This window comes from Pseudomonas sp. LB3P58 (assembly GCF_054897895.1).
Genome location: NZ_JBUBVE010000001.1, coordinates 2,413,254 through 2,437,377 on the forward strand (window position 1 = coordinate 2,413,254; position 24,124 = coordinate 2,437,377).

Annotated in this window: 29 protein-coding genes, 1 tRNA gene and 2 pseudogenes; 21 read left to right on the top strand and 11 right to left on the bottom strand. The window is 57.0% G+C overall.

Annotation, left to right across the window (positions count from 1 at the left end; genetic code table 11):
- Nucleotides 1-2 precede the first annotated feature (2 nt).
- The 8 genes from narJ (at nucleotide 3) to ACYZTZ_RS11345 (ending at nucleotide 8,414) form a co-directional block, all read left to right on the top strand.
- Nucleotides 3-758, top strand: a complete 756-nt coding sequence (gene narJ / locus ACYZTZ_RS11310) for a nitrate reductase molybdenum cofactor assembly chaperone (protein ID WP_056739482.1) — start codon at nucleotides 3-5, stop codon at nucleotides 756-758.
- Entirely contained in the window at nucleotides 751-1,431 is a 681-nt protein-coding gene (gene narI / locus ACYZTZ_RS11315; protein ID WP_461998237.1) for a respiratory nitrate reductase subunit gamma, read from the top strand. Before narJ ends, narI begins: the two co-directional genes overlap by 8 nt.
- Nucleotides 1,432-1,441: 10 nt before the next feature.
- Nucleotides 1,442-2,401, top strand: coding sequence for a peptidylprolyl isomerase (locus ACYZTZ_RS11320; RefSeq protein WP_461998238.1), 960 nt, complete (start codon nucleotides 1,442-1,444; stop codon nucleotides 2,399-2,401).
- A gap of 25 nt (nucleotides 2,402-2,426) precedes the next feature.
- Nucleotides 2,427-3,419 (top strand): GTP 3',8-cyclase MoaA, encoded by a 993-nt coding sequence (moaA, locus tag ACYZTZ_RS11325; protein WP_461998239.1) that lies wholly within the window; start codon nucleotides 2,427-2,429, stop codon nucleotides 3,417-3,419.
- A 374-nt stretch (nucleotides 3,420-3,793) separates the two neighbouring features.
- A complete protein-coding gene (locus ACYZTZ_RS11330; protein ID WP_461998240.1) occupies nucleotides 3,794-5,809 on the top strand; it encodes a ribonucleoside triphosphate reductase in 2,016 nt (671 codons plus the stop codon).
- A gap of 32 nt (nucleotides 5,810-5,841) precedes the next feature.
- Entirely contained in the window at nucleotides 5,842-6,009 is a 168-nt protein-coding gene (gene nrdD, locus ACYZTZ_RS11335) for an anaerobic ribonucleoside-triphosphate reductase (protein WP_017338867.1), read from the top strand.
- The gene (locus tag ACYZTZ_RS11340; RefSeq protein ID WP_461998241.1) at nucleotides 6,006-6,701 is read left to right on the top strand and encodes an anaerobic ribonucleoside-triphosphate reductase activating protein; all 696 of its coding nucleotides are present in this window, start codon (nucleotides 6,006-6,008) and stop codon (nucleotides 6,699-6,701) included. Before nrdD ends, ACYZTZ_RS11340 begins: the two co-directional genes overlap by 4 nt.
- 93 nt (nucleotides 6,702-6,794) lie before the next feature.
- Nucleotides 6,795-8,414 carry a methyl-accepting chemotaxis protein gene (locus ACYZTZ_RS11345; protein WP_461998242.1) on the top strand — a complete coding sequence of 540 codons (1,620 nt, stop codon included), beginning with the start codon at nucleotides 6,795-6,797 and terminating at the stop codon, nucleotides 8,412-8,414.
- A 28-nt stretch (nucleotides 8,415-8,442) separates the two neighbouring features.
- On the opposite strand, the gene ACYZTZ_RS11350 is transcribed toward ACYZTZ_RS11345, so the two are convergent.
- From ACYZTZ_RS11350 to ACYZTZ_RS11370, 5 genes are all read right to left on the bottom strand, one after another.
- Nucleotides 8,443-9,822, bottom strand: coding sequence for a 4Fe-4S binding protein (locus tag ACYZTZ_RS11350; RefSeq protein ID WP_461998243.1), 1,380 nt, complete (start codon nucleotides 9,820-9,822; stop codon nucleotides 8,443-8,445).
- Complete coding sequence (locus tag ACYZTZ_RS11355; RefSeq protein WP_461998244.1) at nucleotides 9,810-10,664, bottom strand: FTR1 family iron permease; 855 nt, start codon at nucleotides 10,662-10,664, stop codon at nucleotides 9,810-9,812. The genes ACYZTZ_RS11350 and ACYZTZ_RS11355 overlap by 13 nt, the downstream gene beginning before the upstream one ends.
- A 22-nt stretch (nucleotides 10,665-10,686) precedes the next feature.
- A complete protein-coding gene (locus ACYZTZ_RS11360) occupies nucleotides 10,687-11,019 on the bottom strand; it encodes a cupredoxin domain-containing protein (RefSeq protein WP_461998245.1) in 333 nt (110 codons plus the stop codon).
- Nucleotides 11,020-11,550 (bottom strand): iron transporter, encoded by a 531-nt coding sequence (locus tag ACYZTZ_RS11365; protein ID WP_461998246.1) that lies wholly within the window; start codon nucleotides 11,548-11,550, stop codon nucleotides 11,020-11,022.
- Nucleotides 11,551-11,643: 93 nt separating this feature from the next.
- Nucleotides 11,644-11,991 carry a hypothetical protein gene (locus tag ACYZTZ_RS11370; protein WP_461998247.1) on the bottom strand — a complete coding sequence of 116 codons (348 nt, stop codon included), beginning with the start codon at nucleotides 11,989-11,991 and terminating at the stop codon, nucleotides 11,644-11,646.
- Nucleotides 11,992-12,162: 171 nt separating this feature from the next.
- On the opposite strand from ACYZTZ_RS11370, the gene ACYZTZ_RS11375 reads away from it, so the two are divergent.
- From ACYZTZ_RS11375 to ACYZTZ_RS11395, 5 genes are all read left to right on the top strand, one after another.
- A complete protein-coding gene (locus tag ACYZTZ_RS11375; protein WP_033055179.1) occupies nucleotides 12,163-12,384 on the top strand; it encodes a DUF3079 domain-containing protein in 222 nt (73 codons plus the stop codon).
- A 204-nt stretch (nucleotides 12,385-12,588) separates the two neighbouring features.
- Nucleotides 12,589-12,662: transfer RNA gene (locus ACYZTZ_RS11380), tRNA-Cys, on the top strand.
- 488 nt (nucleotides 12,663-13,150) lie between these two features.
- Nucleotides 13,151-14,143, top strand: a complete 993-nt coding sequence (locus tag ACYZTZ_RS11385) for a hypothetical protein (RefSeq protein WP_461998248.1) — start codon at nucleotides 13,151-13,153, stop codon at nucleotides 14,141-14,143.
- A 6-nt stretch (nucleotides 14,144-14,149) separates the two neighbouring features.
- Nucleotides 14,150-14,719: a hypothetical protein gene (locus ACYZTZ_RS11390; RefSeq protein WP_461998249.1), complete on the top strand. Its 570-nt coding sequence runs from the start codon at nucleotides 14,150-14,152 to the stop codon at nucleotides 14,717-14,719.
- A 188-nt stretch (nucleotides 14,720-14,907) separates the two neighbouring features.
- Entirely contained in the window at nucleotides 14,908-15,567 is a 660-nt protein-coding gene (locus ACYZTZ_RS11395; RefSeq protein ID WP_461998250.1) for a hypothetical protein, read from the top strand.
- Between the two features lie 169 nt (nucleotides 15,568-15,736).
- Here ACYZTZ_RS11395 and ACYZTZ_RS11400 read toward each other — a convergent pair whose 3' ends face one another.
- The 5 genes and pseudogenes from ACYZTZ_RS11400 to ACYZTZ_RS11420 all read right to left on the bottom strand — a co-directional run.
- Entirely contained in the window at nucleotides 15,737-16,804 is a 1,068-nt protein-coding gene (locus tag ACYZTZ_RS11400) for a tyrosine-type recombinase/integrase (RefSeq protein ID WP_461998251.1), read from the bottom strand.
- Nucleotides 16,805-16,806: 2 nt separating this feature from the next.
- On the bottom strand, nucleotides 16,807-17,061 hold the full coding sequence (locus tag ACYZTZ_RS11405) for a DUF4224 domain-containing protein (RefSeq protein ID WP_461998252.1): 255 nt from the start codon (nucleotides 17,059-17,061) through the stop codon (nucleotides 16,807-16,809).
- Nucleotides 17,058-17,330, bottom strand: coding sequence for a hypothetical protein (locus ACYZTZ_RS11410; RefSeq protein WP_461998253.1), 273 nt, complete (start codon nucleotides 17,328-17,330; stop codon nucleotides 17,058-17,060). The genes ACYZTZ_RS11405 and ACYZTZ_RS11410 overlap by 4 nt, the downstream gene beginning before the upstream one ends.
- Before the next feature lie 89 nt (nucleotides 17,331-17,419).
- Entirely contained in the window at nucleotides 17,420-17,641 is a 222-nt protein-coding gene (locus ACYZTZ_RS11415) for a hypothetical protein (RefSeq protein ID WP_461998254.1), read from the bottom strand.
- Nucleotides 17,638-17,817 (bottom strand): annotated as a pseudogene (locus ACYZTZ_RS11420) (hypothetical protein); the annotation flags it as partial. The gene ACYZTZ_RS11415 and the pseudogene ACYZTZ_RS11420, both read right to left, overlap by 4 nt.
- 191 nt (nucleotides 17,818-18,008) lie before the next feature.
- Here ACYZTZ_RS11420 and ACYZTZ_RS11425 point away from each other — a divergent pair.
- From ACYZTZ_RS11425 to ACYZTZ_RS11460, 8 genes and pseudogenes are all read left to right on the top strand, one after another.
- Nucleotides 18,009-18,374, top strand: a complete 366-nt coding sequence (locus tag ACYZTZ_RS11425; protein ID WP_461998255.1) for a PA0613 family protein — start codon at nucleotides 18,009-18,011, stop codon at nucleotides 18,372-18,374.
- Nucleotides 18,375-18,900: 526 nt separating this feature from the next.
- A complete protein-coding gene (locus ACYZTZ_RS11430) occupies nucleotides 18,901-19,305 on the top strand; it encodes a phage holin family protein (protein WP_461998256.1) in 405 nt (134 codons plus the stop codon).
- Nucleotides 19,306-19,398: 93 nt separating this feature from the next.
- A pseudogene (locus tag ACYZTZ_RS11435) lies at nucleotides 19,399-19,638 on the top strand (phage tail protein); the annotation flags it as partial.
- Complete coding sequence (locus tag ACYZTZ_RS11440) at nucleotides 19,613-19,819, top strand: tail protein X (protein WP_149417768.1); 207 nt, start codon at nucleotides 19,613-19,615, stop codon at nucleotides 19,817-19,819. The pseudogene ACYZTZ_RS11435 and the gene ACYZTZ_RS11440, both read left to right, overlap by 26 nt.
- A 78-nt stretch (nucleotides 19,820-19,897) precedes the next feature.
- The gene (locus ACYZTZ_RS11445; RefSeq protein WP_461998257.1) at nucleotides 19,898-20,944 is read left to right on the top strand and encodes a phage late control D family protein; all 1,047 of its coding nucleotides are present in this window, start codon (nucleotides 19,898-19,900) and stop codon (nucleotides 20,942-20,944) included.
- A gap of 49 nt (nucleotides 20,945-20,993) precedes the next feature.
- Entirely contained in the window at nucleotides 20,994-21,557 is a 564-nt protein-coding gene (locus ACYZTZ_RS11450; RefSeq protein WP_461998258.1) for a glycoside hydrolase family 19 protein, read from the top strand.
- The gene (locus tag ACYZTZ_RS11455) at nucleotides 21,539-22,081 is read left to right on the top strand and encodes a lysis protein (protein WP_461998259.1); all 543 of its coding nucleotides are present in this window, start codon (nucleotides 21,539-21,541) and stop codon (nucleotides 22,079-22,081) included. The genes ACYZTZ_RS11450 and ACYZTZ_RS11455 overlap by 19 nt, the downstream gene beginning before the upstream one ends.
- Before the next feature lie 150 nt (nucleotides 22,082-22,231).
- Nucleotides 22,232-23,026: a DNA adenine methylase gene (locus ACYZTZ_RS11460; RefSeq protein ID WP_461998260.1), complete on the top strand. Its 795-nt coding sequence runs from the start codon at nucleotides 22,232-22,234 to the stop codon at nucleotides 23,024-23,026.
- A 379-nt stretch (nucleotides 23,027-23,405) separates the two neighbouring features.
- Here ACYZTZ_RS11460 and ACYZTZ_RS11465 read toward each other — a convergent pair whose 3' ends face one another.
- The gene (locus tag ACYZTZ_RS11465; protein WP_461998261.1) at nucleotides 23,406-24,113 is read right to left on the bottom strand and encodes a hypothetical protein; all 708 of its coding nucleotides are present in this window, start codon (nucleotides 24,111-24,113) and stop codon (nucleotides 23,406-23,408) included.
- Nucleotides 24,114-24,124: the final 11 nt, after the last annotated feature.

A 24,124-nucleotide genomic window follows, 5' to 3' on the forward strand; every position in this document is an offset into this window, starting at 1 on the left:
GCATGCAAATTCTCAAAGTGATTTCGCTGCTGCTCGACTACCCGACCGAGACGCTGATTGGCGGTCGCGACGAACTGGAGCAAGCGATCATCCAGTCGCGGGAAATCAGCCCGACGCAGCGCGGTGCGTTGTTCGAATTGCTCGAGCTGATCTGCGCCAATGACCTGATGGACGGGCAGGAGCACTACGGTGCGCTGTTCGGTCGGGGGCGCTCGCTGTCGCTGCTGTTGTTCGAGCATGTGCACGGTGAGTCCCGCGACCGTGGCCAGGCGATGGTCGACATGATGGCGCAATACGAAGAAGCCGGTTTTGCCATCGGCGTCAAAGAGCTGCCCGATTACATCCCGCTGTACCTGGAGTTCCTCTCCACCCGCGAAGACATCGAGGCCCGCGAGGGCCTGGCGGATGTTTCGCACTTGCTGGCCTTGCTCGCCGCACGTCTGGAAGAGCGCGAAAGCGCCTATGCCAGCTGCTTCCGGGCGCTGCTGCAAATTGCCGGGGCCGAGCCGCATCAGGCGGTCGCCGACCTGCGGGCGCAGGTCGCGGCGGAACCCCGCGACGACTCCCTCGAAGCCCTCGACAAGATCTGGGAAGAGGAGGCCGTGGACTTCCTCCAGGCCGAACAGCAGGACCGTTGCAGTTCGCTGCCTAGCGCTCCGGGCAAGGCCCGTGAGGAAAGCGCGGTGCCGTTGCACTGGGTGGATTTTCAGCATGAAGGGTTGGCCGCCGTGCCAGCCAAGGAGGTAGGCAATGTCTAAATGGAACCTGTTGTTGTTCGGGGTCTATCCCTACGTAGCCCTGGCGATTTGCCTGATTGGCAGCTGGGCGCGCTTCGACCTGTCGCAATACACCTGGAAGGCGGGCTCCAGCCAGATGCTCAATCAGCGCGGCATGCGCGTGGCGAGCAACTTCTTTCACATCGGTGTGTTGTTCGTACTGGCCGGACACTTTGTCGGCCTGCTGACCCCGGCGTCGATTTATCACCACGTGATCAGCACTGAGAACAAGCAGTTGCTGGCAATGGTTTCGGGCGGGTTCTTCGGTCTGTTGTGCCTGATCGGCCTGCTGATGCTGGTTAACCGGCGGCTCAGCGACCCTCGGGTCCGTGCCACCTCCAGTCCTTCGGACATCCTGATTCTGCTGGTGCTACTGGCGCAATTGCTGCTCGGTCTGCTGACGATTGCGGCGTCCACCGCGCATATGGACGGCTCGGTGATGGTGATGCTCGCCGATTGGGCGCAGAACACCGTGCTGTTGCGTCCGATGGAAGCGGCGGCGTCCATCGCGCCGGTCGGGCTGACCTACAAGTTGCATGTGTTTCTCGGTTTGACCCTGTTTGTGCTGTTCCCCTTCACTCGTCTCGTACACATGATCAGCGCACCGATCTGGTACCTGGGGCGTCGTTATCAAATCGTTCGTCAGAAGTACTGAGGAGACAATCATGTCAGGTGGATGTGGATGTGGTGGCGGTAACGGGGGCAGCGGTGGCTGCGGTTCTTCAAAAAAAGCGGAGGCCGTTCTCGACATCGCGCCGGTCGCTCAGGCGCAGTTTGAAGCCCTGCCGGTTGAGCCCGCAGGGGCCGATGACGCCCCGGCGCAGTTGATCGCCAGCAGTGAACAGGAGTGGCCGATCATCAGCGTCAACGAGGTGTCGATCACCCCGGAGGCGATGGCCCAGGAGCTGCAATATCACCCGGCCGAAAGCCGCGAGGAGGCGGTCTATCTGGCCGCCCGGGCGCTGGTGATCCGCGAGTTGTTGCAGCAGCGCATCACCGAACTCGGTGTATCGCTGGAGATCGGCGCCGGTGAGAACGAAGAAGAAGCGGCCACGCGCTTGCTGCTCGAACGTGAGGTGAAAGTGCCGCAGTGCGACGAGGAGTCGAGTCTGCGTTACTACGAAAACAATCGCGGGCGCTTCCACAGCGCGCCGTTGCTGGCGGTGCGGCACATCCTGCTCGAGTGTGCGCCGGACGATGTCGAGGCCCGGGAGCTTGCGCATGGTCAGGCGGAAGTCCTGCTGCAGCAACTGGATGAATTCCCCGGCAGTTTCGCCGAACTGGCGGTGAAATATTCGGCCTGCCCATCGAAGGCTCAAGGCGGTTCTTTGGGACAGATCAGCAAGGGCCAGACCGTGCCCGAACTGGAGCGTCAGTTGTTCACCCTGGCACCGGGCCTGGCCAGCAAACCGCTGGAAAGTCGCTACGGCTGGCATGTGGTCAGTGTCGATCAGCGGATCGAAGGCATGCCGTTGCCCTATGAAGTGGTGTCGACGGCGATCCGCACGCAATTGCAGCAAGGCGTGTGGCAGAAAGCGCTGGTGCAATACCTGCAAACCCTGATCGGTGCAGCCGATATTCGTGGCATCCACTTGCAGGGCGCCGACTCACCGCTGGTGCAGTGAGCATCGAGGCAAACCGGGAGAAGTGATGAACGCTGTGATGCAGGATGGTTTTGGACGGCAGATCGATTATCTGCGGATGTCGGTGACGGACCGCTGTGATTTTCGCTGTGTGTATTGCATGGCGAAAAACATGACGTTCCTGCCACGTCAGCAGGTGCTCACGCTGGAGGAATTGCAGCGCTTGGCGACGCTGTTCGTTGGCCTGGGTGTACGCAAAATCCGTCTGACTGGTGGTGAGCCGCTGATCCGTCCCGGCATTGTCGAACTGTGCCGCAACATCGCCGCGTTGCCCGGTTTGCGCGAACTGGTGATGACCAGCAACGGCTCGCAGCTGGGCCGTCTGGCCCGGCCGTTGGTCGATGCCGGAGTCAAGCGGATGAACATCAGCCTCGATAGCCTGGACGGGCAGAAGTTTCGGGCGATCACCCGCATCGGCGATCTTGATCAAGTGCTCAACGGCATTGAAGCGGCGCGGGACGCAGGGTTCGAGCGGATCAAGCTCAACTGCGTGGTGATGAAAGGACGCAACTTCGATGAAGTCCCTGCGTTGGTGCAATACGCCATCGACCAACGCATCGACATCAGTTTCATCGAGGAAATGCCCTTGGGCGACGTCGGACGTTCCCGGGGCGAATCGTACTGTTCCAGCGACGAAGTGCGCACGCTGATCGCCAGCCAGCACCGGTTGCTCGACAGCACCGAGAACAGCGGCGGCCCGGCGCGCTATGTGCGTCTGGAACGCCATCCTGATACCCGGATTGGTTTCATTTCGCCCAATAGTCACAACTTTTGTGGCAGCTGTAATCGGGTGCGGATGACGGTTGAAGGGAAGCTGTTGCTGTGTCTGGGCCAGGACGATGCTCTGGATTTACGTGGATTGTTGAGGCGGTATCCGTTGGATGATCAGCCGGTGATCAACGCGGTGCAGCGGGCCTTGCGCGGCAAGCCGCTGCGGCATGATTTCAGCCCCGACGGGGAGGTGCAGATTGTGCGGTTCATGAACATGAGTGGCGGTTGATTCGGGGGCTGTGTGCTGATCCGTAATCCACCCCTCACCCCAGCCCTCTCCCCATAGGGGAGAGGGGGAAAGGGGGTCGATCTTCATGCTTTTCGAGCCTGAGTTCGACTCGGGCTTTCAGGTCGATGTAACTCTAAGATCAACTCGGTCAGTCCCCTCGCCCCTTTGGGGAGAGGGTTAGGGTGAGGGGTGGATTTCAGATCCGAGTGTTTATACCCGCCTTTTCAATAGTTTCCCTTTGCCGCCTCAGGGCGGTTTTTTTGTCCGTCAATTCTTGATATCGATCAATTGCAGAACAGCACTTTGTCCGTAGCCTTCACTGCATGTTGTGGTTTTAAGTTTGTTTAAGTCTATATGTAGTGTCTGGAGGCTAAATGCAGAGCACGCTGATCGCAGTAGGATGTAACCGCTTGCACAAGCGCGATGGCAGTCAGGTCGCCTTCGATGCCGACAAAATCCGTCAGGCATTGATCGCCGCCGGCAAGGCGACGGGGGAGTACGGCGAGGTTGAGGTTGAAGGCTTGCTTCAGGCGGTATTGGCCAGGCTCGAAGGATTGCCGAGGCTGCACGTCGAGCAAATCCAGGACCGTGTTGAACGGGTGTTGATGGACGCCGGTTTTTTCCTCGCCATGCGCGCCTACATTGTCTACCGCGAACAGCACGGGCGCTTGCGCCGCGACCGCCGGACCATGGTCGAAGTGGCGACCTCGATGAACGAATACCTGGACCGTGAAGACTGGCGGGTCCAGGCCAACGCCAATCAGGGCTATTCCCTGGGCGGCCTGGTGTTGAACGTGTCGGGCAAGGTCACCGCCAACTACTGGCTGGACGAGGTGTACAGCGAGGCCATCGGCCAGGCCCACCGCGAAGCGGATTTGCATGTACATGACCTGGACATGCTCGCCGGTTACTGCGCCGGCTGGTCGCTGCGCACCCTGCTGCACGAAGGGCTCAACGGTGTGCCCGGGCGTGTCGAAGCCGGTCCGCCGAAGCACTTGAGCAGCGCCCTGGGGCAGATGGTGAATTTCCTCGGCACCCTGCAAAACGAATGGGCCGGCGCCCAGGCGTTCAGCTCGTTCGACACCTACCTGGCGCCCTATGTGCGCAAGGATCAGCTGAGTTTTCAGGAGGTACGCCAGGCGATCCAGGAGTTCATCTACAACCTCAACGTTCCTTCGCGCTGGGGCACTCAGACACCTTTCACCAACCTGACCTTCGACTGGGTGTGCCCGCAGGATTTGCGTGAGCAGATACCCGTCATCGGCGGTGAGGAAATGCCGTTTGCCTATGGCGACCTGCAAGTCGAAATGGATTTGCTCAATCGCGCCTACATCGAGGTGATGCAGGCCGGCGATGCGAAAGGGCGGGTGTTCACCTTTCCGATCCCGACCTACAACATCACCCATGACTTTCCATGGGAGAGTGAAAACGCCGACCGGCTGTTCGAGATGACCGCGCGTTACGGCCTGCCGTACTTCCAGAACTTCCTCAATTCGGACCTGCAGCCCAATCAGGTGCGCTCGATGTGCTGCCGTTTGCAGTTGGATGTCCGCGAGTTGCTCAAGCGGGGCGGCGGCTTGTTCGGCTCGGCGGAGCAGACCGGATCGCTCGGCGTTGTCACCATCAACTGCGCGCGGCTGGGCTATGTGTTCAAGGGTGATACCAGCGGTTTGCTGCAGCGCCTGGACACACTGATGGAGCTGGCGATGGAGAGCCTGGAGGTTAAGCGCAAGGTGATTCAGCACCACATGGATGCCGGTTTGTACCCGTACACCAAGCGATACCTCGGCACCCTGCGTAACCACTTTTCGACCATCGGCCTCAACGGCATGCATGAAATGCTGCGCAATTTCACCGGCGACGAGGAGGGTATGCACACCGAACAGGGCCGCCAGTTTACCCTGAAGATGCTCGATCATGTGCGTGCCACGTTGCTGCGATTCCAGGAAGAAACCGGCCACATGTACAACCTGGAAGCGACACCGGCCGAGGGCACGACCTATCGCTTCGCCAAGGAAGACCTCAAGCGCTACCCCGACATTCTCCAGGCCGGCAGCGCGCTAGCACCGTATTACACCAACTCCTCGCAACTGCCCGTGGGCTACACCGAAGACCCTTTCGAGGCCCTGGAACTTCAAGACGAGCTGCAATGCAAATACACCGGCGGCACGGTCTTGCACCTGTACATGGCCGAGCGGATTTCTTCGACCGAGGCCTGCAAGCAACTGGTGCGCAAAGCCCTTGGCCGCTTCCGCCTGCCGTACCTGACCGTGACCCCGACATTCTCCATCTGCCCGGTGCACGGCTACCTCGATGGCGAGCATGAGTTCTGCCCCAAGTGCGACGAAGCACTGCTGCTGCAAGAACAGAAACTCGGCACCGTTCATTGATTTCGATCCACTCAACTGCAAGGAGCTTCACCATGACTGCATCGCAAACATTGCCCCAGGCTCAACGTCAACGCTGCGAAGTCTGGACCCGGGTAATGGGCTATCACCGCCCTGTGTCGGCGTTCAATCCGGGCAAACAGTCGGAGCACCGCGAGCGGGTGCACTTCACTGAAAGCGCGGCGCTGGCCGGGCGCCAATGAGTCGAACGCTTCGGGTCGGGGGCATGGTGCCCCTGACCACTATCGACTATCCGGGACAGCTCGCCTGCGTGCTGTTTTGCCAGGGTTGCGCCTGGCGTTGTCGTTACTGCCATAACCCGCAGTTGATCCCGCCTCGTGGCACAGACGAAGTGGATTGGCGGCGGGTGTTGGCGTTTCTGCAACGGCGTCAGGACCTGCTCGATGCGGTGGTGTTCAGTGGCGGAGAGCCTACCTTGCAGGATGGTTTGCTCGGCGCCATGGATGAGGTGCGGGCGATGGGATTTCGCATCGGTTTGCACAGCGCCGGCATCAAACCCTTGGCGTTCGCCAAGGCACTGGCCGGGGCCGATTGGGTCGGTTTCGATGTCAAGGCGTTGCCCGAGGATTGCCAGGCGATCACCCGGGTAGAGGGCAGCGGAACGGCCAACTGGCGCAGCCTTGAGCATCTGCTGGCCAGCGGTGTCGACTACGAGTGTCGCACCACCGTGCATTGGCATCTGTTCGAACCGGCGCGTCTGCTGATCCTCGCCAAGCGCTTGAGCGAACTCGGCGTCAAACGCTTCGCCGTGCAGCTGGTTCGCACTGAGCGGATGTTCGATCCGCTGCTGCCGAGTGTTTCGGCACAAGCCTTGCTACCTGAGCTGTGGGAGGCCATGCGCGAGTTGTTTCCAGCCTTCGTGTTACGGGGGTAACCGAGGCTGAGGTTTTACGTTTAGCAGGGATATCCATCATTAGGTTTTCAAATGCGCTGCCAATCGGCAGGTATCAAACGGGGAGCATTTGATATGGCCAAATTAACGACAGCACAACGTATCGTCATCGGCTTTGCCATCGCGCCGTTGGCATTGATGGGCATGGCGTTTTACGCGTTGCACGATCTGGCAACGCTCAAGGATCAGGCGGTGGTCATCGTCAAGCAGGACTGGCCGAAGATCGATCCGATCATGGTCATCGCCACCGGTGTGCGTGATAACGCCAGGAATACTCGGGATCTACTGATCGATAAAGACAATCAGCAAGTGCAGCAGTCGATCGACGCCACCAAGAAACGGATCACTCAGGCGCTCGAAACGCTTGAACCGTTGTTCTATTTGCCCGAGGGTAAAACCGCTTTTGCCGCGCTGAAGAAGAATCGCGAAGCCTACGTGGCGGCGTTCACCCAAGTGCAGGTGTTGATCCGGCAAGGGGCCTTCGACGACGCCATGGCACAGCTGAAACAAAAGGTCGTGCCGGCCGAGCGCGAGGTTTATGGCAGCCTGGATCAGTTGATGGTGCTGCAAGGCAAAATATTCGCCGACCGGGAACAGTCGGCGCAGGAACTGTACAGCGATGCCCGGCGCAATATGCTCGGATTGTTTGTGTTCTGTGTGGCGTTGGTCATCGCCGCGGCGGTGATCGTCACGCGCAGTGTGACCCGTCCATTGGGCGGCGAACCGGATGATGCTGCACGGTTTTTGAGTCAGATCGCTCAAGGCGACCTGACGATTCAGGTGCCCGTGAACTCAAGTGTCGGCGGCAGCGTGATGATGAACATGCATCAGATGCAGCAAAGTCTGAATGCCATGGTCAAGCACATCGCGACCTCGGTGGACCAGGTGGCCAGTTCCTCCGAAGAACTGAGCGCGGTCAGCAGCCAGACCAGCAGTAACCTGCAATTGCAGGGGTTGGAGATCGAGCAGGCCGCCACCGCAGTGAACCAGATGACCGCTGCGGTCGATGAAGTGGCGCGCAATGCGGTGAGCACCTCCGAGGCCTCGCGGCAGTCCGAGCAAACCGCACAGCGCGGGCGTGAACAGGTTCAGGAAACCGTGGTTTCAATCGGCGCACTGGCCGATGGCGTCACCGACACCTCGCAACGCATCGAGCAACTGGCGGGCCGGGTGCAGGACATCAGCAAGGTGCTGGACGTGATTCGCAGCATCGCCGAGCAGACCAATTTGTTGGCCCTCAACGCGGCCATTGAAGCGGCCCGTGCCGGGGACGCCGGACGCGGTTTTGCCGTGGTCGCCGATGAAGTGCGCGCCCTGGCGCATCGCACTCAAGAGTCCACCCAGGAAATCGAGCAGATGATTGGCAACATTCGTCTCGATACCGGCCACGCGGTGACGGCCATGCAAAGCAGCAGCAACCTGGTGCGAGCCACCCTTGAAGTGGCGCAACGCTCGGGCGATGCATTGGACGAAATCACCCGGTCGATCTCACAGATCAACGAGCGCAACATGATGATCGCCAGCGCCACGGAGGAGCAGGCATTGGTGGCGCGGGAGGTGGATCGCAATCTGATGGGGATTCGCAATTTGTCCGAGCAGGTCTTGCTGGGGGCCCAACATACTCACACGGCGGGTCACGATTTGGCGCAGATGGCCGGGGCGCTGCACCAGACGGTGGCGCGTTTTAAGGTCTAGTTGATTCGGTGGTGGTTGTGTCGGGGGCTCAGGCCCAGCCCCAGAATTGCAACCACCAGCCACATCCAACGGTCCCGATGGCCAGTAACAGGCAAGCGCTGCCCAACCCGCGCCGTGCCAGGGAAAGGCCTTCGCGGTTAAGCCGTTTCCAACCCAGCAGCAGGCTCCAGCCCATCGCGGCCATTAACAGACAGGCCCTGGCCGGTTGAACCCATTCCAGCAGCAGACCTTCATAGCGCAGTAATTTCACCGTTGTGGCCGACAGCCCGAGAAACAATCCCGCACCACCCAAGGGCGTGAGTGTCAGCGCCAGGGGCCAATACAGTGCAGGATTTTGCGCCAGTCGCGCCGTCAGGCGCAGCAGGATCATCAACGCCGTGCCCAGCACCATCGAACTCAAACTCAAGTAAGCGCCGATGCTGAAACCATCGAGCCAGGTGAAGCTGTCGTTGAGCTGCGGGTAATGGGTCAGCAGCCACCAGGGCGCGTTGTCCTGCAATGCCCAGAGTTGGTCGTGCTCGACCAGCCATTGGGCGAGGGTTTGTTTGAGGGCGACGAACCATGGGCTGACCGTCCACTGAAACGCGCCCATGGCCAGGCCGATTACACCGAACAACAATAAGCGCGCGTCCCACGGTGACAGCGTCTGCGCCGTCGCGTTTAGAATCTCTTGGTTGCTGGAGCGGGCGATCAGCTGAACGGCGCCGCGTTGTCCGCTGCAACGTCCGCAGGCATGGCAGTCACTGGCGCCTCGCATACGACGGATATCGAGCAAGGGCGCGCAGTTGGGCGGCGGCAGGCGCGGCGCGGCATTGTCCATCCAGCGTTGTTCGTCGACCTGAAAATGCACGGGCGCCAGGCGGGCGAGCAGGGCGAAGACGCCGCTGACCGGGCACAGGTAACGGCACCAGACCCGCTTGCCCCGGGCGAACAGCAACCCGACGACAACTGCGGCGACGGTCGAGCCGCCCAGAATCAACAGCGCCGCCTGAGCGTAGTCATAGACACTGATCAACTGGCCGTAGAGGGTCGTCAGACAGAACGCCAGGGTTGGCCAACCGCCCCAGCGCAACCAGCGCGGCACACCCAAACCTTTGCCGTAATGGCTGGCCCATTCGCTGAGTGAACCTTCCGGACAGAGAACGCCACACCAGAGTCGTCCGAACAGCACGATCGACAACAGCACGAACGGCCACCAAACGCCCCAGAACAAAAACTGCGCGAACAGGGTCAGGTTATCGAGCATCCGTGCCTGGCTGTCCGGCAGCGGCAATACCGCCGGGATCACCAACAGCAACGCGTAGAACAACACGACGACCCACTGCACGGCCCGAATCACGGGCGCATGACGACGCATGCCGTCGCCCAGTCGCTGGAGTAAACGATTGCGGCGACTCAGCTCAGGCATGGGACTTTTTCCGCAGCACGTTGACGCAGCCAACCGCCGACGGCCAGCCAATAACCGGCCAGCACCAGTAACGTCATGCCGCTGGGTGTTGCGCGATAACCGGCGAAGCCGGCAAGAAAACCACCCAACCCATGGCTGTCGCTGAGTAACGCACTGCTGTCCCAAAGCGCATCACCAACGAGGCTGTACATCACCTCCGGTAAATCCATGGCAAGTAATTGACCGCCAATTCGCTCGGTGCCGCTGACCAGCAATGCCGCGCCGAGTACCAGCAAAATCGCTTCGCTGATGGCAAAGAATCGCTGCCACGAAATGAACCGGCGACTGCTGTGCAGCAGGGCAATGGTCAGCGCCGACAGTGCCAGTCCCATTGCGCCGCCGACGGCAAACAAACCGAGCTGTGGACCTAGCAACTGAGCACCGGCGCCATAGAGAAAGACCACCGTTTCACTGCCTTCGCGGCTGACGGCGAGCATGGCCAGCAGTAACAGGCCTGCGCCACCTTGCCGGGCCAGGTGGCTGTCGGCGTGTCGTTGCAAATCGTGCTTGAGCGTGCGCCCGTGGCGGTGCATCCAGCCGACCATTTGCACGATCAGCAGGCTGGCCATCAGCGCGAGTGCGGCCTGGAACCATTCACTGGCTGAGCCGCTCATGGCCTCACCGGCAAACAGAATCAACACCGCCAGCAGGCCCGAGAGCATCAGCCCCAGCACCACACCTGCCCACAAGTATTTCGCCAGTCGATTGCCCTGATGCTGCTGGCTGACCCAGGCCTGAAGAATGCCGATCACCAGCAGCGCCTCGACGCTTTCGCGCCAGACAATGAACATTGATTGATTCATGAAAACTCCGTGTCTGAACGGGTTATTTCGCGAGGATGCCGCCCTCGGGCAATTGCGGATTGAACTCGTCGAAGAAGGGGTAGTGACCGGGCCTGAGCGGATGAATGACCACGAAGGTCGTCACGCCCGGCGACAGTACTTTTTCAACTCGCAATGGCGTGCTCTCGAACTCGGCTGGGCCTTGACCGATATTTTTCAGGATAATTTTGAAGCGCTGTCCGGCTGGAACCTCCAGCAAGGCAGGGGAGAAGTGGCCATCGCGCAGGCTCAGCTCGTAGCTGGGTAACTCGGCATAAGCCGTCAATGGCAGCACCGCTCCGGCAAACATCAGCCAGGTAAAGTGCAGGCGCTTCATTTAATAACCGCCTTTTTTACCAATGCCGGCGTAGATGAACTCGTAGTGCAATTCGCAGCGCTCAAACCAGGGCGCTACGCCGGTTTCCTTGTCGGTATGGCGGCCGAGGGACCCATGACCATCGGGTGGCAGAACGGTGAAGGTCAGCTGATATTTACCTGGACCGAGCAGCTTTACGTTGTCGCCATAGTGCGGACCGTCATTGGCGACCATGGCGTGGAAATCGCCTTTGAGTTCGTTCTCGTTGCCCTGTTTTTTCAGGTTGAACGAGACATTGAGGTAAGGCACGAAACTGCCTTCCTGAAAGCCCTGTCGATTGTCCGCCGTGGCGCGAATGTCGGCTTCCAGATGCACATCGGAATCCGCGGTGGTCCGCATCATGCCGGCAGGCGCCATCTCGATCGGCTGCAAATACACCGCCCCGACTTCCAGCCCCGGACACAACTGGGGTTCCCCGATCGGGTATTCCTTGGCCTGAGCCAACGGTGTGAGCAAGAGCAGGGCGAGTGACAGCGAAAAGGTCGTACGCATGATGTCTTCCTGGGCACTAACGAGTAAGAGCCCGAGTGTAGGAAGCTTTCCTGCGAACAATAATGATTGTTATCAAGTTTTCAGCGATTAAGCCTATGACTGGGAACGCTTTCGAAACCGCTCGGCGCGGTCGACGCTGTCACTCATCTGCGCAGCCGCGTGAATCGTCAGAGGATGCTGGGTGAAGCCGGGACGGGGTGAAATGTAGGCGGCCATTTCGCGAGCGACGGCTAACTGTTGATCCGAACCTTGTGTCAGTAACGCGATGACCAGATTTTCCAAGGCAATCACCCGGACACGAAGGTGGACCAGTTCTGCATTGGTCAATTCGGGGGGAGAGGAAAATGCTTCTGCATCGAGTGATTTTTCCGCGCCCTCATCATCCCAAGTCGACAATCGAACAGGGCTCTGTTCTCCGGCAGGTGTTTTTTTACCAGGCATTAGAAGCTTCTCCAGGTGTTTTTATGTGGCTGCCCAAGGACCGGAAAACGCTATGCCGTAGCCGAGTTCCCGGCAGGACAAAGCTTAGCCGTACCTTGATCCGTATCAAGGCCACCTTTGCGCGAGCGATGTAGGTTGGAGGCACATCCTAGAGGCAAACCGGGGATCGACATGGCCAAGAACTTTCCCATCAGCCCCAAACATCCCGAGCGCATTTGCTGGGGCTGCGACAGATACTGTCCAGCCAATTCCCTGGCGTGCGGCAATGGCTCCGACAGGACAATGCATCCAGCCGAAATGATCGGAGACGATTGGTATTTGCATGGCGACTGGGGCATTGAACCGTTGATCGCAGTAGAAGACGTAACGGACGATCCCGGCCTGAAGGGTTGAATAACCCCCTTGAAACATGGAAACCACCTGACGGAATTTTTTTTGAAATCAAGGGGTTGCCAGCCTCGGGAAATCAGTACATAATTCACGCCATCGAAAGCACTGACCGCTGAAAAAGCTCAATGTTTTCAAGGAGTTAGATCACGTATCTGATTCCAAGTTTGTACGCGTTTGGTGTTGTGCTACATGACATCCGATGCTTGAGGCCGAGTAGCAAAATGGTTATGCAGTGGATTGCAAATCCACCTACGCCGGTTCGATTCCGACCTCGGCCTCCACTCTTAGAAACCCCGTAGATCAATGATCTACGGGGTTTTTTTATGCCTGTAGAAAACCGGGGTGTTCCGCAATTTTCGGATGGTGTTCCGCAACTGTGATTGACGCGCACCTTAAATGGGGGGGGCTCATAGGTGATCGCACGGACCATCAATCCCCGTGTGCGTTAGGTTGCCGAACCCTACAAAGGGTGCCATTATCTGGCCAGCGTCGGATGGATTCGAGGATGTCATGAAAGGACAACTGATGAGGGGGAAATGCCTAAAAATTTATGCATTAGCTATAATGCATGGTGATTTTTCCTCCGCGTTACACATAGTCCTAAATAAACAAATAAGTCCATTCAGCATCAATTATTAATAATAGTTTGGATGTTGTATTTTTTTGCCTGCAATTTAATGTCTGTTGTTTTTCCTGTGGTTGTGGTTGCCAAGAGAAATAATTGCTGCGGGAGAAGGGTGTAAATTTAATTTTTTAGCTGAGAGAGAGTATGTCCAGGAGAGTTGCTACATTTTTTGATATGAAGTTGTATGCCCGTGGCCGCTCTAGAGCTGAGGGCAATACTGCTGATTTTCCAGCTCAGCCAAAATCAATGTCCGAAATTAAGCAGTTGGTCGAAGAGCTTTTAGACGGAGGTGATAATTTTCTAAGCAGAGGTCAAAGTGATAAGGCCGACAAGTACTACATAGCTCATACGGATGTAGTCGACGGACATTGGGTGCTTCTGATCAATCGTTGTGATCCAAGCGCGCCGGACTCTGTATATAGTAATCCAGAATCCAAAGAGCGAACCGTCAATGAAAAATTGCCGGGGCAAGGTTCTGAATATTCTGCACATTTGATTTTGAACCTCAAGCCGGTACAGGGCGGCGAATATTATTTCTGTATTATTGAAGCTTCCTACGGTGCTGGGCTTGGTAGTAGTGCAATCACAAACTATTTTGCTCATGTCATTAGACATTGCAAAAAACAGAAGCCACTGCTTTTCAAGATTCCAAATATTGATGGTTCCTGTGATAAAAAAGGCCAGCAAAATATTGTGCACCTCAACCACGAAGTTGAACTGCATGGTCATATTTCAGATACCTTCAAAACTGATTTGCAAAGTGGTGCTTTAGGTGGCATTGAGCTCATCAGCTACAAAGCTGAAGGCGGGAAATGGGATGACGCGGGTTTCGTAAAAGAAAAGCATCGAGTGATAAAGCTAGCGCTTGAAAAGAATTTGATCGGAGATGCTGTAAAAACAGTAGCAGACGTGCTTAGAAATGCCAAAACTGAGGGTGTAGCTGAAATGCGAGTCAGCTTCAAGGACGGTTCGGGCTCACCTAATAGCGCATTACTTTCTGTCGATACTGGCCAGCTTGCAACGGATGGTCGTTATCTAAAGCGCTACTATATTTCTTCGGCCAACAATGTTAGCTCCGCGAGTATTGAGCAAGTTAACCATGCTATAGTGAAGGAAGTTTTGAAAAGCTTGGAGTGATATGAAATGTTGAACCAAATGTTGCAGCCTCTTTCTTATCTTGTAATACGGCATCCACAGAAGTGGAAAGTCGATTGGCTTTTTCCAATTATTATTGCTCTGGTTTGCACTGCCTGCTCTATTGGTGAAGATTGGGTGGCAGATATTTACAGGTCATCTGGTCCAGTCAGTATGTTGCTTGGCTTTTTCTCAAGTCTCCCTGGATTTTACATAGCTGCCTTAGCTGCAATAGCGACTTTTGGCCGAAATGATATTGATAATGTACTTCCTGAGCCAACGCCGACTGTAAAATTAACCACGCGTGGAGAAAATATTCTCGTAAAACTTACGCGCCGAAGATTTCTCGCTATGCTGTTTGCTTTTTTGACTTGTGAAAGCATCGCATTAGTGCTGTTTTCGGTTCTATTCCTATCTTACGGACCTATGTTTGCCGGGGTGGGTTTATGGGGTGGAGTGGCTGGCAAGGTTTTGGTGTTAGGAATGACTTTTATCTACTATACGTTGTTGATGCAAATGCTGGCTGCGACATTTTGGGGTCTGTATTATTTAGGTTTTAAACTTCATGAGCCTCAGTGATGATGCGGCATTGTATATGACTATTTATAGAATTTTCTATTGAGTGATATTAGCGCATCAGAATGTACTCGTTGTACATTTCGGTTTTGACTCTGTAGAGATTTCAAGGTTTTGATTTTTAATCGAAATTATCTGAGTTGCTTCGTGTTGTTTTCTAAGATTGGTTTTTATGACATGGAAATGCGAAAATGAATTATTCCTCTCAGTATCCCGCTACAAAAATGCTCGATATGATATTGGAAGTGTTGTCCGAAGAGAATTTGCATGCATATGACACTATCGATTTAGCGAAGTCTTTGGTAGGGCTTAAGGTTGCACTGAAGCAGGAGTTGCCTGTAAATTATTCTTCTGATGTTCCTGTATCTCTGTCTCTTCTTAAAAAAATTCTAAAAATATGTGTGGCGGCACGGGGGCGGTTGAATGAGTTGGGCGCGACACAAGCAGGGGCCGAGCGGACAACTCTTTCAGCGGTGGTTGCGCACATAGATACTGTTTTTTCCTTAAGTTATAGAATTAGTCAGAGTGATATTGATGACGCTCGCTTTGAGGATAAACTGCGCGAATTATTAATAGCGTTAAATCTCCGCCGCTCCGAAGTCCGGAGTTTTGGGGGGGCGTGGGATAACAGGACAAATGAAGAAATAAAGCTGGAGGAGGCTGAAAAGCTCCAGGGCCTTCTGGATTTCGCTAGAACTAACACGGTTGAGGTGATTACCACTGTTTATCGATGGGCAGAAAATGGATATGGACACAAAGCTCGTATTGATCAACAGTTCAAAAGTGTCATTGAAGTGTTTGATTTATTGCAAGATGCACGTCAAGAGGTTCCCGGTTTGGGCCGAAAGTGAGTAGGTTTTCGGCGCTGAATGTATCGTGCATTTAACTAATAGAGCGACCGCTATTTTATTAAATAGCGGCGTGTTAGAAGTGGTTCGTTCAGCGCTGCGGTAAGGGCTTACCGCTCAGAGAGCTATGGAATTCGAAGAAGTCTAACGGATGCTATCGCCGAATCTGTAATTACCTAGTAGGTCGGACAATTTCTCCGACGCGTCGATAGATTTTTTTTGTCATTTCTTGTGTCGAATGTCCTAGCAAGCTACTGGCGTGCCCTATATCGTCGATCTCACTCGCTGCCTTTGGGCGAATGTCACGAAACTGAAAATTGCGGATGGTGGCTGCAAGCGTAAGGTCACCTTCAGTCGCAGACTTGATTGCCGCCTTCTCCCGGGCTTCGTCCCAGCGATTGCGCAACATTGCGTAGCTCATTCGCATTCCGGCTTGGTTGGTGATCAGGTTGGAGCTTTTGATGGCTGCCATGGCTTTGCGGTCGAGCAGTGCATCTAGAAAGGCACTGAGGTCGGATGCAGCGGCACCGTCGTGCAGGCGTATTCTTAAGCGTTTCTGGGTTTTGCCCTGACCGACCATCAAGAATCCATTGTTGATGTCCGACACTGATGCTTTCAGTACGTCAGCAGGGCGTTGCCCCGTTAAGTACGCTAGATCCATAGCGTCCTTGAGTTCGGGCGGGGCTTGGGCGTAAACCGCATCCCACACGATTTCGCCTGCGTAGAAGTCCCGCGGCGTCTCCTTGTTTCGCCGCAGGCCGATGCAAGGGTTTGCCTTGTCGGTAAGCCCCCACTCGCGGGCGAAGGTGAACATTGTAGACAGCAGGGCGATTTCCCGATTCGCTCGAACTTTGGCCGATCTGGCGTCGCGATATTGGGCGATTACCTGCGGAGTCATTGCCTCTAGTGGGGCAGACTCGAAAGCATTGCGCAGCTGCTTTAAACCTTTGCGGTAGTCATCTTGGGTGCCTTTTGTCAGCCCTGGTATGACTTTCGATTCATAGTCGTCGAATAGGCGTCCCATCAAGTGCGCTGGTTTAGGTATGGCTTTGCGATCTAGACGTGCCCATTCGATTTTGGCGTCATCGAGGTCGCCGCCGAGCGGAATTTCGACTCGGTTCCCTTCGGCGTCCCGACCGTTGTAGTAGTAGCCCACCCAGGTACTGCCGTTCTTTCTTCTGCGGCTACGGCGGATCATCCGTGGCGGCAGATCCCGGTTTGCGGCTTTCTTCTGGCGCATCGTTAACCTACATGTGAGAGATCAAGGGACCAGGTTTCAGCTACAGCATTGGTTGCTGATGGTTTCACCCCGGCTAGCTTCAGGCGGGCGTACACGCGACCTACAACGGGGCGTTGTGCGGCTGTGAGCACGTGTTCCCAAGCATTGCGTTGCAGCCACTGACGTTGGCAGGACGGAATCTTGTAGCCTGTAATAGCGGCCAACTCATCTTCTGTAAGCGTCTCGCTCGGCAGCTGAAACGAGTTCTCTCTGTTCATGCTGCCTCCTGAGCGATGGTGACAGCTTGTACCTGCGTATACCCCACAACAGGCTGCGCGGGCGGGCGATTCTGAGCGAATAGCGTTGCATCGGGTGTGGCTGCCTCGCGCAGCTTTTCTTGGGGTATAAGTGCCTCGGCAGTGGCATGGAGAGGGGCAATAATGCCTGCTGCTGCGCAGCAGAGACTGTTTGTTTCTGGTGCGTCGACGCTATTGGCGTTGCGGAGCAAAGCGGTCGATGTTTGGGTGGTGTGCAGTTCCATCGTCATGCCTCTTTCCTCCGGTGTTCTATTGCGAGTTGGCCCGTTAGACGCTGGTGACGCGTGAGCCGTGTTGCGATGGTGGCGAGAATCTCGGCTCATGCAGCCTCCTTGATCAGGTCCGCAAGTAGCAGAGCGTTATTGGTGTCTTTGTTCAATTTGCGCACGGCGTCGTTGCCGATCAGCACGGCCAGCTGCCGGTCGAACTCTTTGCGAAAGCGCATCAGCTCCTGCAGCTTGCTGGTGGCTTTGGTGCATAGCCCCTGCAGCTCGCCGGCTGCCTGGGGTGTCAGGCGCAACATTGGGATAAGGCTATTCATGCTGCTTTCTCCTGTGTTTCTGGCTCCAGGAGAGCGGCCATGGCGAGCGCTTGATCTCGTAGCGCAAGGGTGTCGCGTTCGAGTTTCTTGCCGGTGCGGAATGCGCTGAATGTCTCAGCTGCGATTCGCAGTTTTTCTGCGATTTCTAGTAGAGTTTGACGTTCTGTCTCTCCCAGCTTGGAAGCCTCTAAAGCGCGCGTGAAGCCGGAGCAGATGCGCGTCGGGGCGATCATGCATCGCCTGGGCTGGCGGAAGAAGCGCATGCCGGCGTTGGTAAAGAGCGGCATCCGGCAATGGGCCTATCAGAAGCCCGAGACTTGGGGGCGTGGGGCTGCATTGCAGGCGCCCCTGGTAGAGGAGCCTTGCTTTGATTAAGCGAATTGATGAGATGCTCAAGCTCTGGGCGCAGGATCTGCATTCTCCGATGAACCCCGACTTTGCCGGATCTGGTGGCGGCAACATGATTGCGATGTTGATGGAGTGCAAGGGCGAGCTGATACGTGGGACTCGCGGTAGTCGGGTGCTGCTGGATGAGTCGGCGGATATCGAGCTGATCGTGAACAAGCATCTGCCGCCGCAGCTGTCGGTGGTGGTGTGGGAGCACTATTGCAATCACGAAAGCTTCCTCTCACAGAAGTACACCCACTGCGGTTGCAGTCGCGATACCTATTACCAACGTCTGCACGAAGCGCACCTGCACATTGCTGGCATGTTGATGGGGAAGGCTGCGTGACCCCTGGTATCACTCCGCGTGCCACTGTCCTACTGTCCGACCTTGTCCGACTGCCATTTAGAGCAGTCGGACAAGCGCAGGCCGCGCCGTTACTGGGGTGTCCTACGGTCCAACCTTTGCCCGCCCCATGCACACGTAAGCATAGCGGGCACGTAGTCGCGCCCATGGCGCGCATGCGTGCTTTTAGTTTTCTCTCTATACACAAGAGAAAGTTAAATAAGGTAGGACAGTAGGGCAGAGCCCCGAATTTAGGCGCCTGTAGCTGTCCTACTTCGACTCTGAATAGTGGGACAGGTAGGACAGGGCATCAGAAGCGATAGCCGATTGAATGCGTTGTACCTGCGTTGTACCTGCGTCACACCCACGTTGCACCCGTATTGCTCCATGGCATTAAAACTCGCTTGCTGCCATCGGAATCCACCTGTAAAAAGTACCCATCTTCGATAGGTGCGACCGCAGAGAGCGGCAGGCACCACACACCAAACCCGGCCATTGCGCCGGGTTTTTGCGTTTATGGAGTAGGGCGATGACGAACGAGCAACAAGCGCTGGCAGAGATGCCAATCTGGTTAGTGATCGTCCTGGCCTTGGTCGGTGGCGTGTCGGGAGAGATGTGGCGAGCCGACAAGGACGGGGCGCGGGGCTGGGCGTTGTTGCGACGACTGGCGCTTCGGTCCGGTGCCTGCATTGTCTGCGGGGTGTCGGCGATGATGCTGATGATCGGCGCGGGTATGACGATCTGGACGGCCGGCAGCTTGGGTTGCCTGACCGCGATGGCCGGCGCTGATGTCGCCATCGGTCTTTACGAACGCTGGGCCGCCAGGCGGCAGACTTTCAAAAGTCTCGCGCTCTGCGAGAGCACTACCTGGCCCTGCAAGAGCAAGCCAACTTTCACAAACAGCAAGGTTCTCTGGTCGAACGTGTCGCAGTAGAAACCGGTGCCTATAACGCAGGCCGCCTGTTGCGGGACCAACTGCTGGGCATGACCCCGCAACTGGACTGCCGCCATTGAAAGCGATCCGGTGACTAAAGGCACGATCTACCCGGGCTTCAAGGGTGGCCTCAAACAGCTCGACACGTTGCGCACCATTGGGGCCAGGCTTCAGCCGCTGACCCTGACCACGGGCTATGGCGAGGTGATTGGGACCTGGTGCCTGAAGACCATCGGCGACGAGCAAGGCGCGTTTTTGCACGGCGGTATTCCGCGTAAACAAGGGTTCACTCTGGAGTTTGTGCGCTATGGCGACGACATGCAGAACGTCTGATGGGGACATGCTCGATGTCATTTGCCATAACGTTTATGGCCATCTGAACGGCAGCACCGAAGCGGTGCTGGATGCTAATCAGGGGTTGGCGGATGAGCCCCAGCCCTACCGCACCGGCGTGGTGATCTATCTGCCGGATCTGCCCAGTCCGACCGGGGAGGGGGTCAGCTTGTGGGATTGATGGGCTACACTTTTCTCGTTCACTTCAAACTCCTTACTTTCTAGCCCGCCTTGTGCGGGTTTTTTTTGGACAAAATTCATGACCCCCATGTTTCGAATCGTGGCCGATGGCGCCGATGTGACAGCCAAGATCAATGATCGGTTGTTGTTGCTGCGCACCTCTGACAAACCCGGGATGGAGTCCGACGAGTTTGAGTTGCGCATTGATGACCGAGACGGCCAGGTGCAGCTTCCTCGGAAAGGCAGCTCCATCGAGATCTATATGGGCTATGCCGAAACGTCCTTGGCGCGCCTGGGGCGTTACGCGGTAGACACGGTCGAGGTGTCGGGTCCGCCGGACACGATCGTGATCAAGGGCAAGGCCAGCGACATGCGCGGCAGTGGCAAGACCATCCGTAGTGGCAGCTGGGAAGACGTGCCGCTGTCGACGATCGTGGCCGATATCGCCGCGCGCAACGGCTGGCAGCCGGTGTGTCCGGTGACCACGAAAGTCGCCCGGGTCGATCAGCTCAACGAGTCCGATTTTAATTTCATCACGCGTCTGGCCAAGCAGTACGACTGCACGGCCAAGGTGGCCGACGGCAAGCTGTTGGTGATGCCGCGTCAAGGCGGCCAGACCGCCAGCGGCAAGGCGTTCGGCGCGATCACCCTGACGCGTAGCGACCTCAGCCGCTGGCAGTTCAGCCTCGGCGATCGCAACTCGCATAAGGCCGTGGCGACCAAGCACCAAGACAAGAAGACCGGCAAGCTCGCCATCGTCACCGTGGACAACGACGACGCCCCGGATGGCTTGCCGGCGGTGCATACCGATCGGCATATCTACCCGAACAAGACCGCCGCCGAGTCGGCCGCCAAGGCGCGTTTGGCGGCGTTCAATCGTTCAACTGCGGATGTGCGTTTCGAGATGCCCGGGCGCACCGACATTTTTGCCGAGCGGCCGATTAACGCCCAGGGCTTCAAGGTCGGCCTTGATGGTGAGTACTTGGCGGATTCGGTGGAGCAGGTGTTCACCCAGTCCGGCTGGTCGACCACCGTCGAGTGCAATGCCGGCAAGCAGGGCAAGTCCAAAGGTAAAAAGAAGAAAGTTAAACCGCCGCTCAAGGTGGTGAATGTCAACGCGCCGTAGCGCACCCCATCGCCGCCTGAGTGCGGCTTTTTTATACCTGGAGTTTTGTATGCTCATCACTGAACAGCAATTGCTGAGAATCCTCCCGAACGCCCGCCGCCAAGCGGGCGTTTTTGTATCTGCCCTTAACGCTGCCATGGCGCACCGGCAGATCAATACGCAGAAACGTCAGGCAGCGTTCCTGGCCCAGGTCGGGCACGAGTCGGGCCAGCTGCAGTACGTCCGTGAGTTGGGGGGCGATCAGTACCTGAGCAAATACGACACCGGCAATCTGGCCGCAAAACTGGGCAACACCCCGCAAGCGGATGGTGATGGCCAGCGCTTTCGCGGTCGCGGCCTGATCCAGATTACCGGCCATAGCAACTACCTGCGCTGCAGCTTGGCGCTGTTCGGAGACGAACGTTTGCTGCGCACCCCTGAGTTGCTCGAACTGCCGCAATGGGCGGCCGAGTCGGCAGCGTGGTTCTGGTGGGTGCGCGAACTGAACGCCTTGGCGGATCGGGATGAATTCAATGCGATAACTCGCCAAATCAACGGCGGACTCAACGGCCTGCAGGATCGGCTGGAGTTGTGGACTCGGGCGAGGGCAGTGCTATGCGCGTCGTCGACCTGATCCCCGCGCCGTACCGGCTGTTAGCCGTTGGCGTGCTGCTGACCGCATTGGTCGGCGGATCTGCCGCGTCGGCCTGGAAGGTTCAGGACTGGCGCTATGGCCAGCAACTGGAGCGGCAAGCCCGGCTGCAGGCGGAAAGCCTCAATCAACAGGTGCTGGCAGCGGCGACCCTGCAACAAGCCGAGCAGGACAAACGCCTGGCACTGGAGCAACGGCTTTCTGCCAGTGAACAAACCCATTACCGAGTTTTGAGCGATGCCCAACGTGATCAAAGTCGCCTGCGCGACCGCCTTGCCACTGCTGGTCTGCGCCTGTCAGTCCTACTCGACGCTACCGCTGTTGCGGGCGACGACGCAGTGTCAGCCACCACCGCCACCGGCGGCGTGGTTCATGGCGCCACAAGAGCCCAACTTAACCCAGCGCATGCTCAACGAATTATCAGCATCACCGATGCCGGCGATCAAGGACTGATCGCGCTGGCGGCCTGTCAGGCCTACGCCAAAGAAGTCTCAACAGCGAAGTGAAAAAGAGCGACCGGGGTGGATGCGTCAACATCCAACCCGGTCGCCGTCCCCGCAGATTGCCCCTGCAAGTCCAGCCAAGGCTCTTACTCCGTGCACGAAGCGCGGCGAGCCTAGCACCTGTTTATCCATACAGTAAAGGTCTTGCTCTCAATGTCCACACCCATCATTCCTTGGATGGGCGGTAAACGCCGCCTGGCCGACCGCCTCATCCCGCTTTTTCCGCCTCACGAATGCTACGTCGAAGTCTTTGCCGGCGGTGCCGCGCTCTACTTTATGCGACCCCAGGCAGCGTCCGTTGAAGTCCTCAATGACATCAACGGCGACCTGGTCACTCTGTACCGCGTCGTGCAGAACCACCTCGAAGAATTCGTGCGCCAATTCAAATGGGCGCTCAGCTCGCGCCAGGTGTTCGAGTGGCAGAAGATGACCCGCCCCGAAACCCTCACCGACATCCAGCGCGCAGCCCGATTCTTTTACCTGCAGCACCATGCCTTCGCCGGCAAGGTCACCGGGCAGACGTTCGGTACCGCCACCACCGGCCCAGCGATCAACCTGCTGCGGATCGAGGAAAACCTCTCGGCCGCCTGGCAGCGTCTGTCCGGCACCTACGTCGAAAACCTCCCTTGGCTTGAATGCGCTGAACGCTATGACCGTGTCCACACCTTCCACTACATGGACCCGCCTTACTGGCAGACTGCCGGTTATGGGGTGGACTTTCCGTTCGAGAACTACGAGCGCATGGCCGACTTCATGCGCCGCTGCAAAGGCAAGGTGATGGTCAGCATCAACGACCACCCAGACATCCGCCGAGTTTTCGAGGGATTCCATTTCGAGACGTTGGACATTCGCTACACCACGACCAACCAACGACAGAGGAAGACTGAGATCAGCGGCGAGCTGGTGATCATGAACTGGGAGCCGGCTGCATTAGGAGGGTTGTTTTAGCAAAGTGTCGACAGCTATGCGTGTAGTAAGCAAGACGCCACCTTTAGGTGGCGTCTTGACGTTGTAGTGCAAACGGAGCCGGCGATTGGCGCTCAGGCGTCGAGGAGTGGAGGCTTCTGGCATGCTACAAGGAGGCAAAAATTATATGCTGAGGTCCCACAACCTCTTCGTCCGACGCATCTCTACCTGTGATCGGTTACCCAAGTCGCCGATCACTACGTCACCATGGGTGCCGACAGTGCTGACCAGTGCGGCATTCTACTTCTAGCTGTCAAACGACGGTCACCATTGGCAGCATCGTCTGATTGAGCAGAAATTTGAAGGTGTCTAGCAAATAGCGCTGAAGCGAAAGTGGTACGAGGAGAGTTGAACTGTTCTGTTAGTCTTCCCCCCCGACGTCGCTCGGACCTTCTCCGAGATCGCCTGAATTCGTCGAACCGCCGTCAATCTCACCACGGCCCGGCATCGTAGGCTTCGGCGCAGCACCCTCGAGTGCCCCTTCCGCAGAGGGCTCTGGTGCGCTCTCAGACTTATTGTGTGATTGATCCTTAAAGCTATCAATAAATTCGATTGCGTGGCTTTGTAAACTATAAGCCTTATCAATTGCCCCCAAGATGTCGTTTTCAGCAATGCGCTTTGCACCATCTGCCAAGTCTCCCGCAGCCGCGAACAGTGCCCCCCCTCGATCTGCACCTCTTTCAGACCCAGTAAGCAACGCTCCCAAAACAAAGCCAGCTTGTTTGGTTATATCAATAATTTCAAGCGCGTCATGACAGTGAATGTTGTCAGCTTCTGTCTTCGAAGCGGCGGTGCATAAAAGTCCCCCGCATCCCTGTTCGAGTTCCTTTACAGAGGCAAAAAAAATACCCAAAGCTACATTCGGCGCAATTGCTGCGCCTTCGCCAGCTATCATCAGGGCGAGAAGGCCGACTGCTCCGCGTCCACACTGGTAGACGTCACGAGTGGTTTGCTTGGCTGAGCGGGCGTCATCCGACGGCGCTGAAAATCTTCCATTCCCGGATTCGCGGGTGGAGTCATATGAGCCACCGCCATCTAAATAGTCGCGGCCTGGTTTCTTATGGGGCATGTTGGTAATCG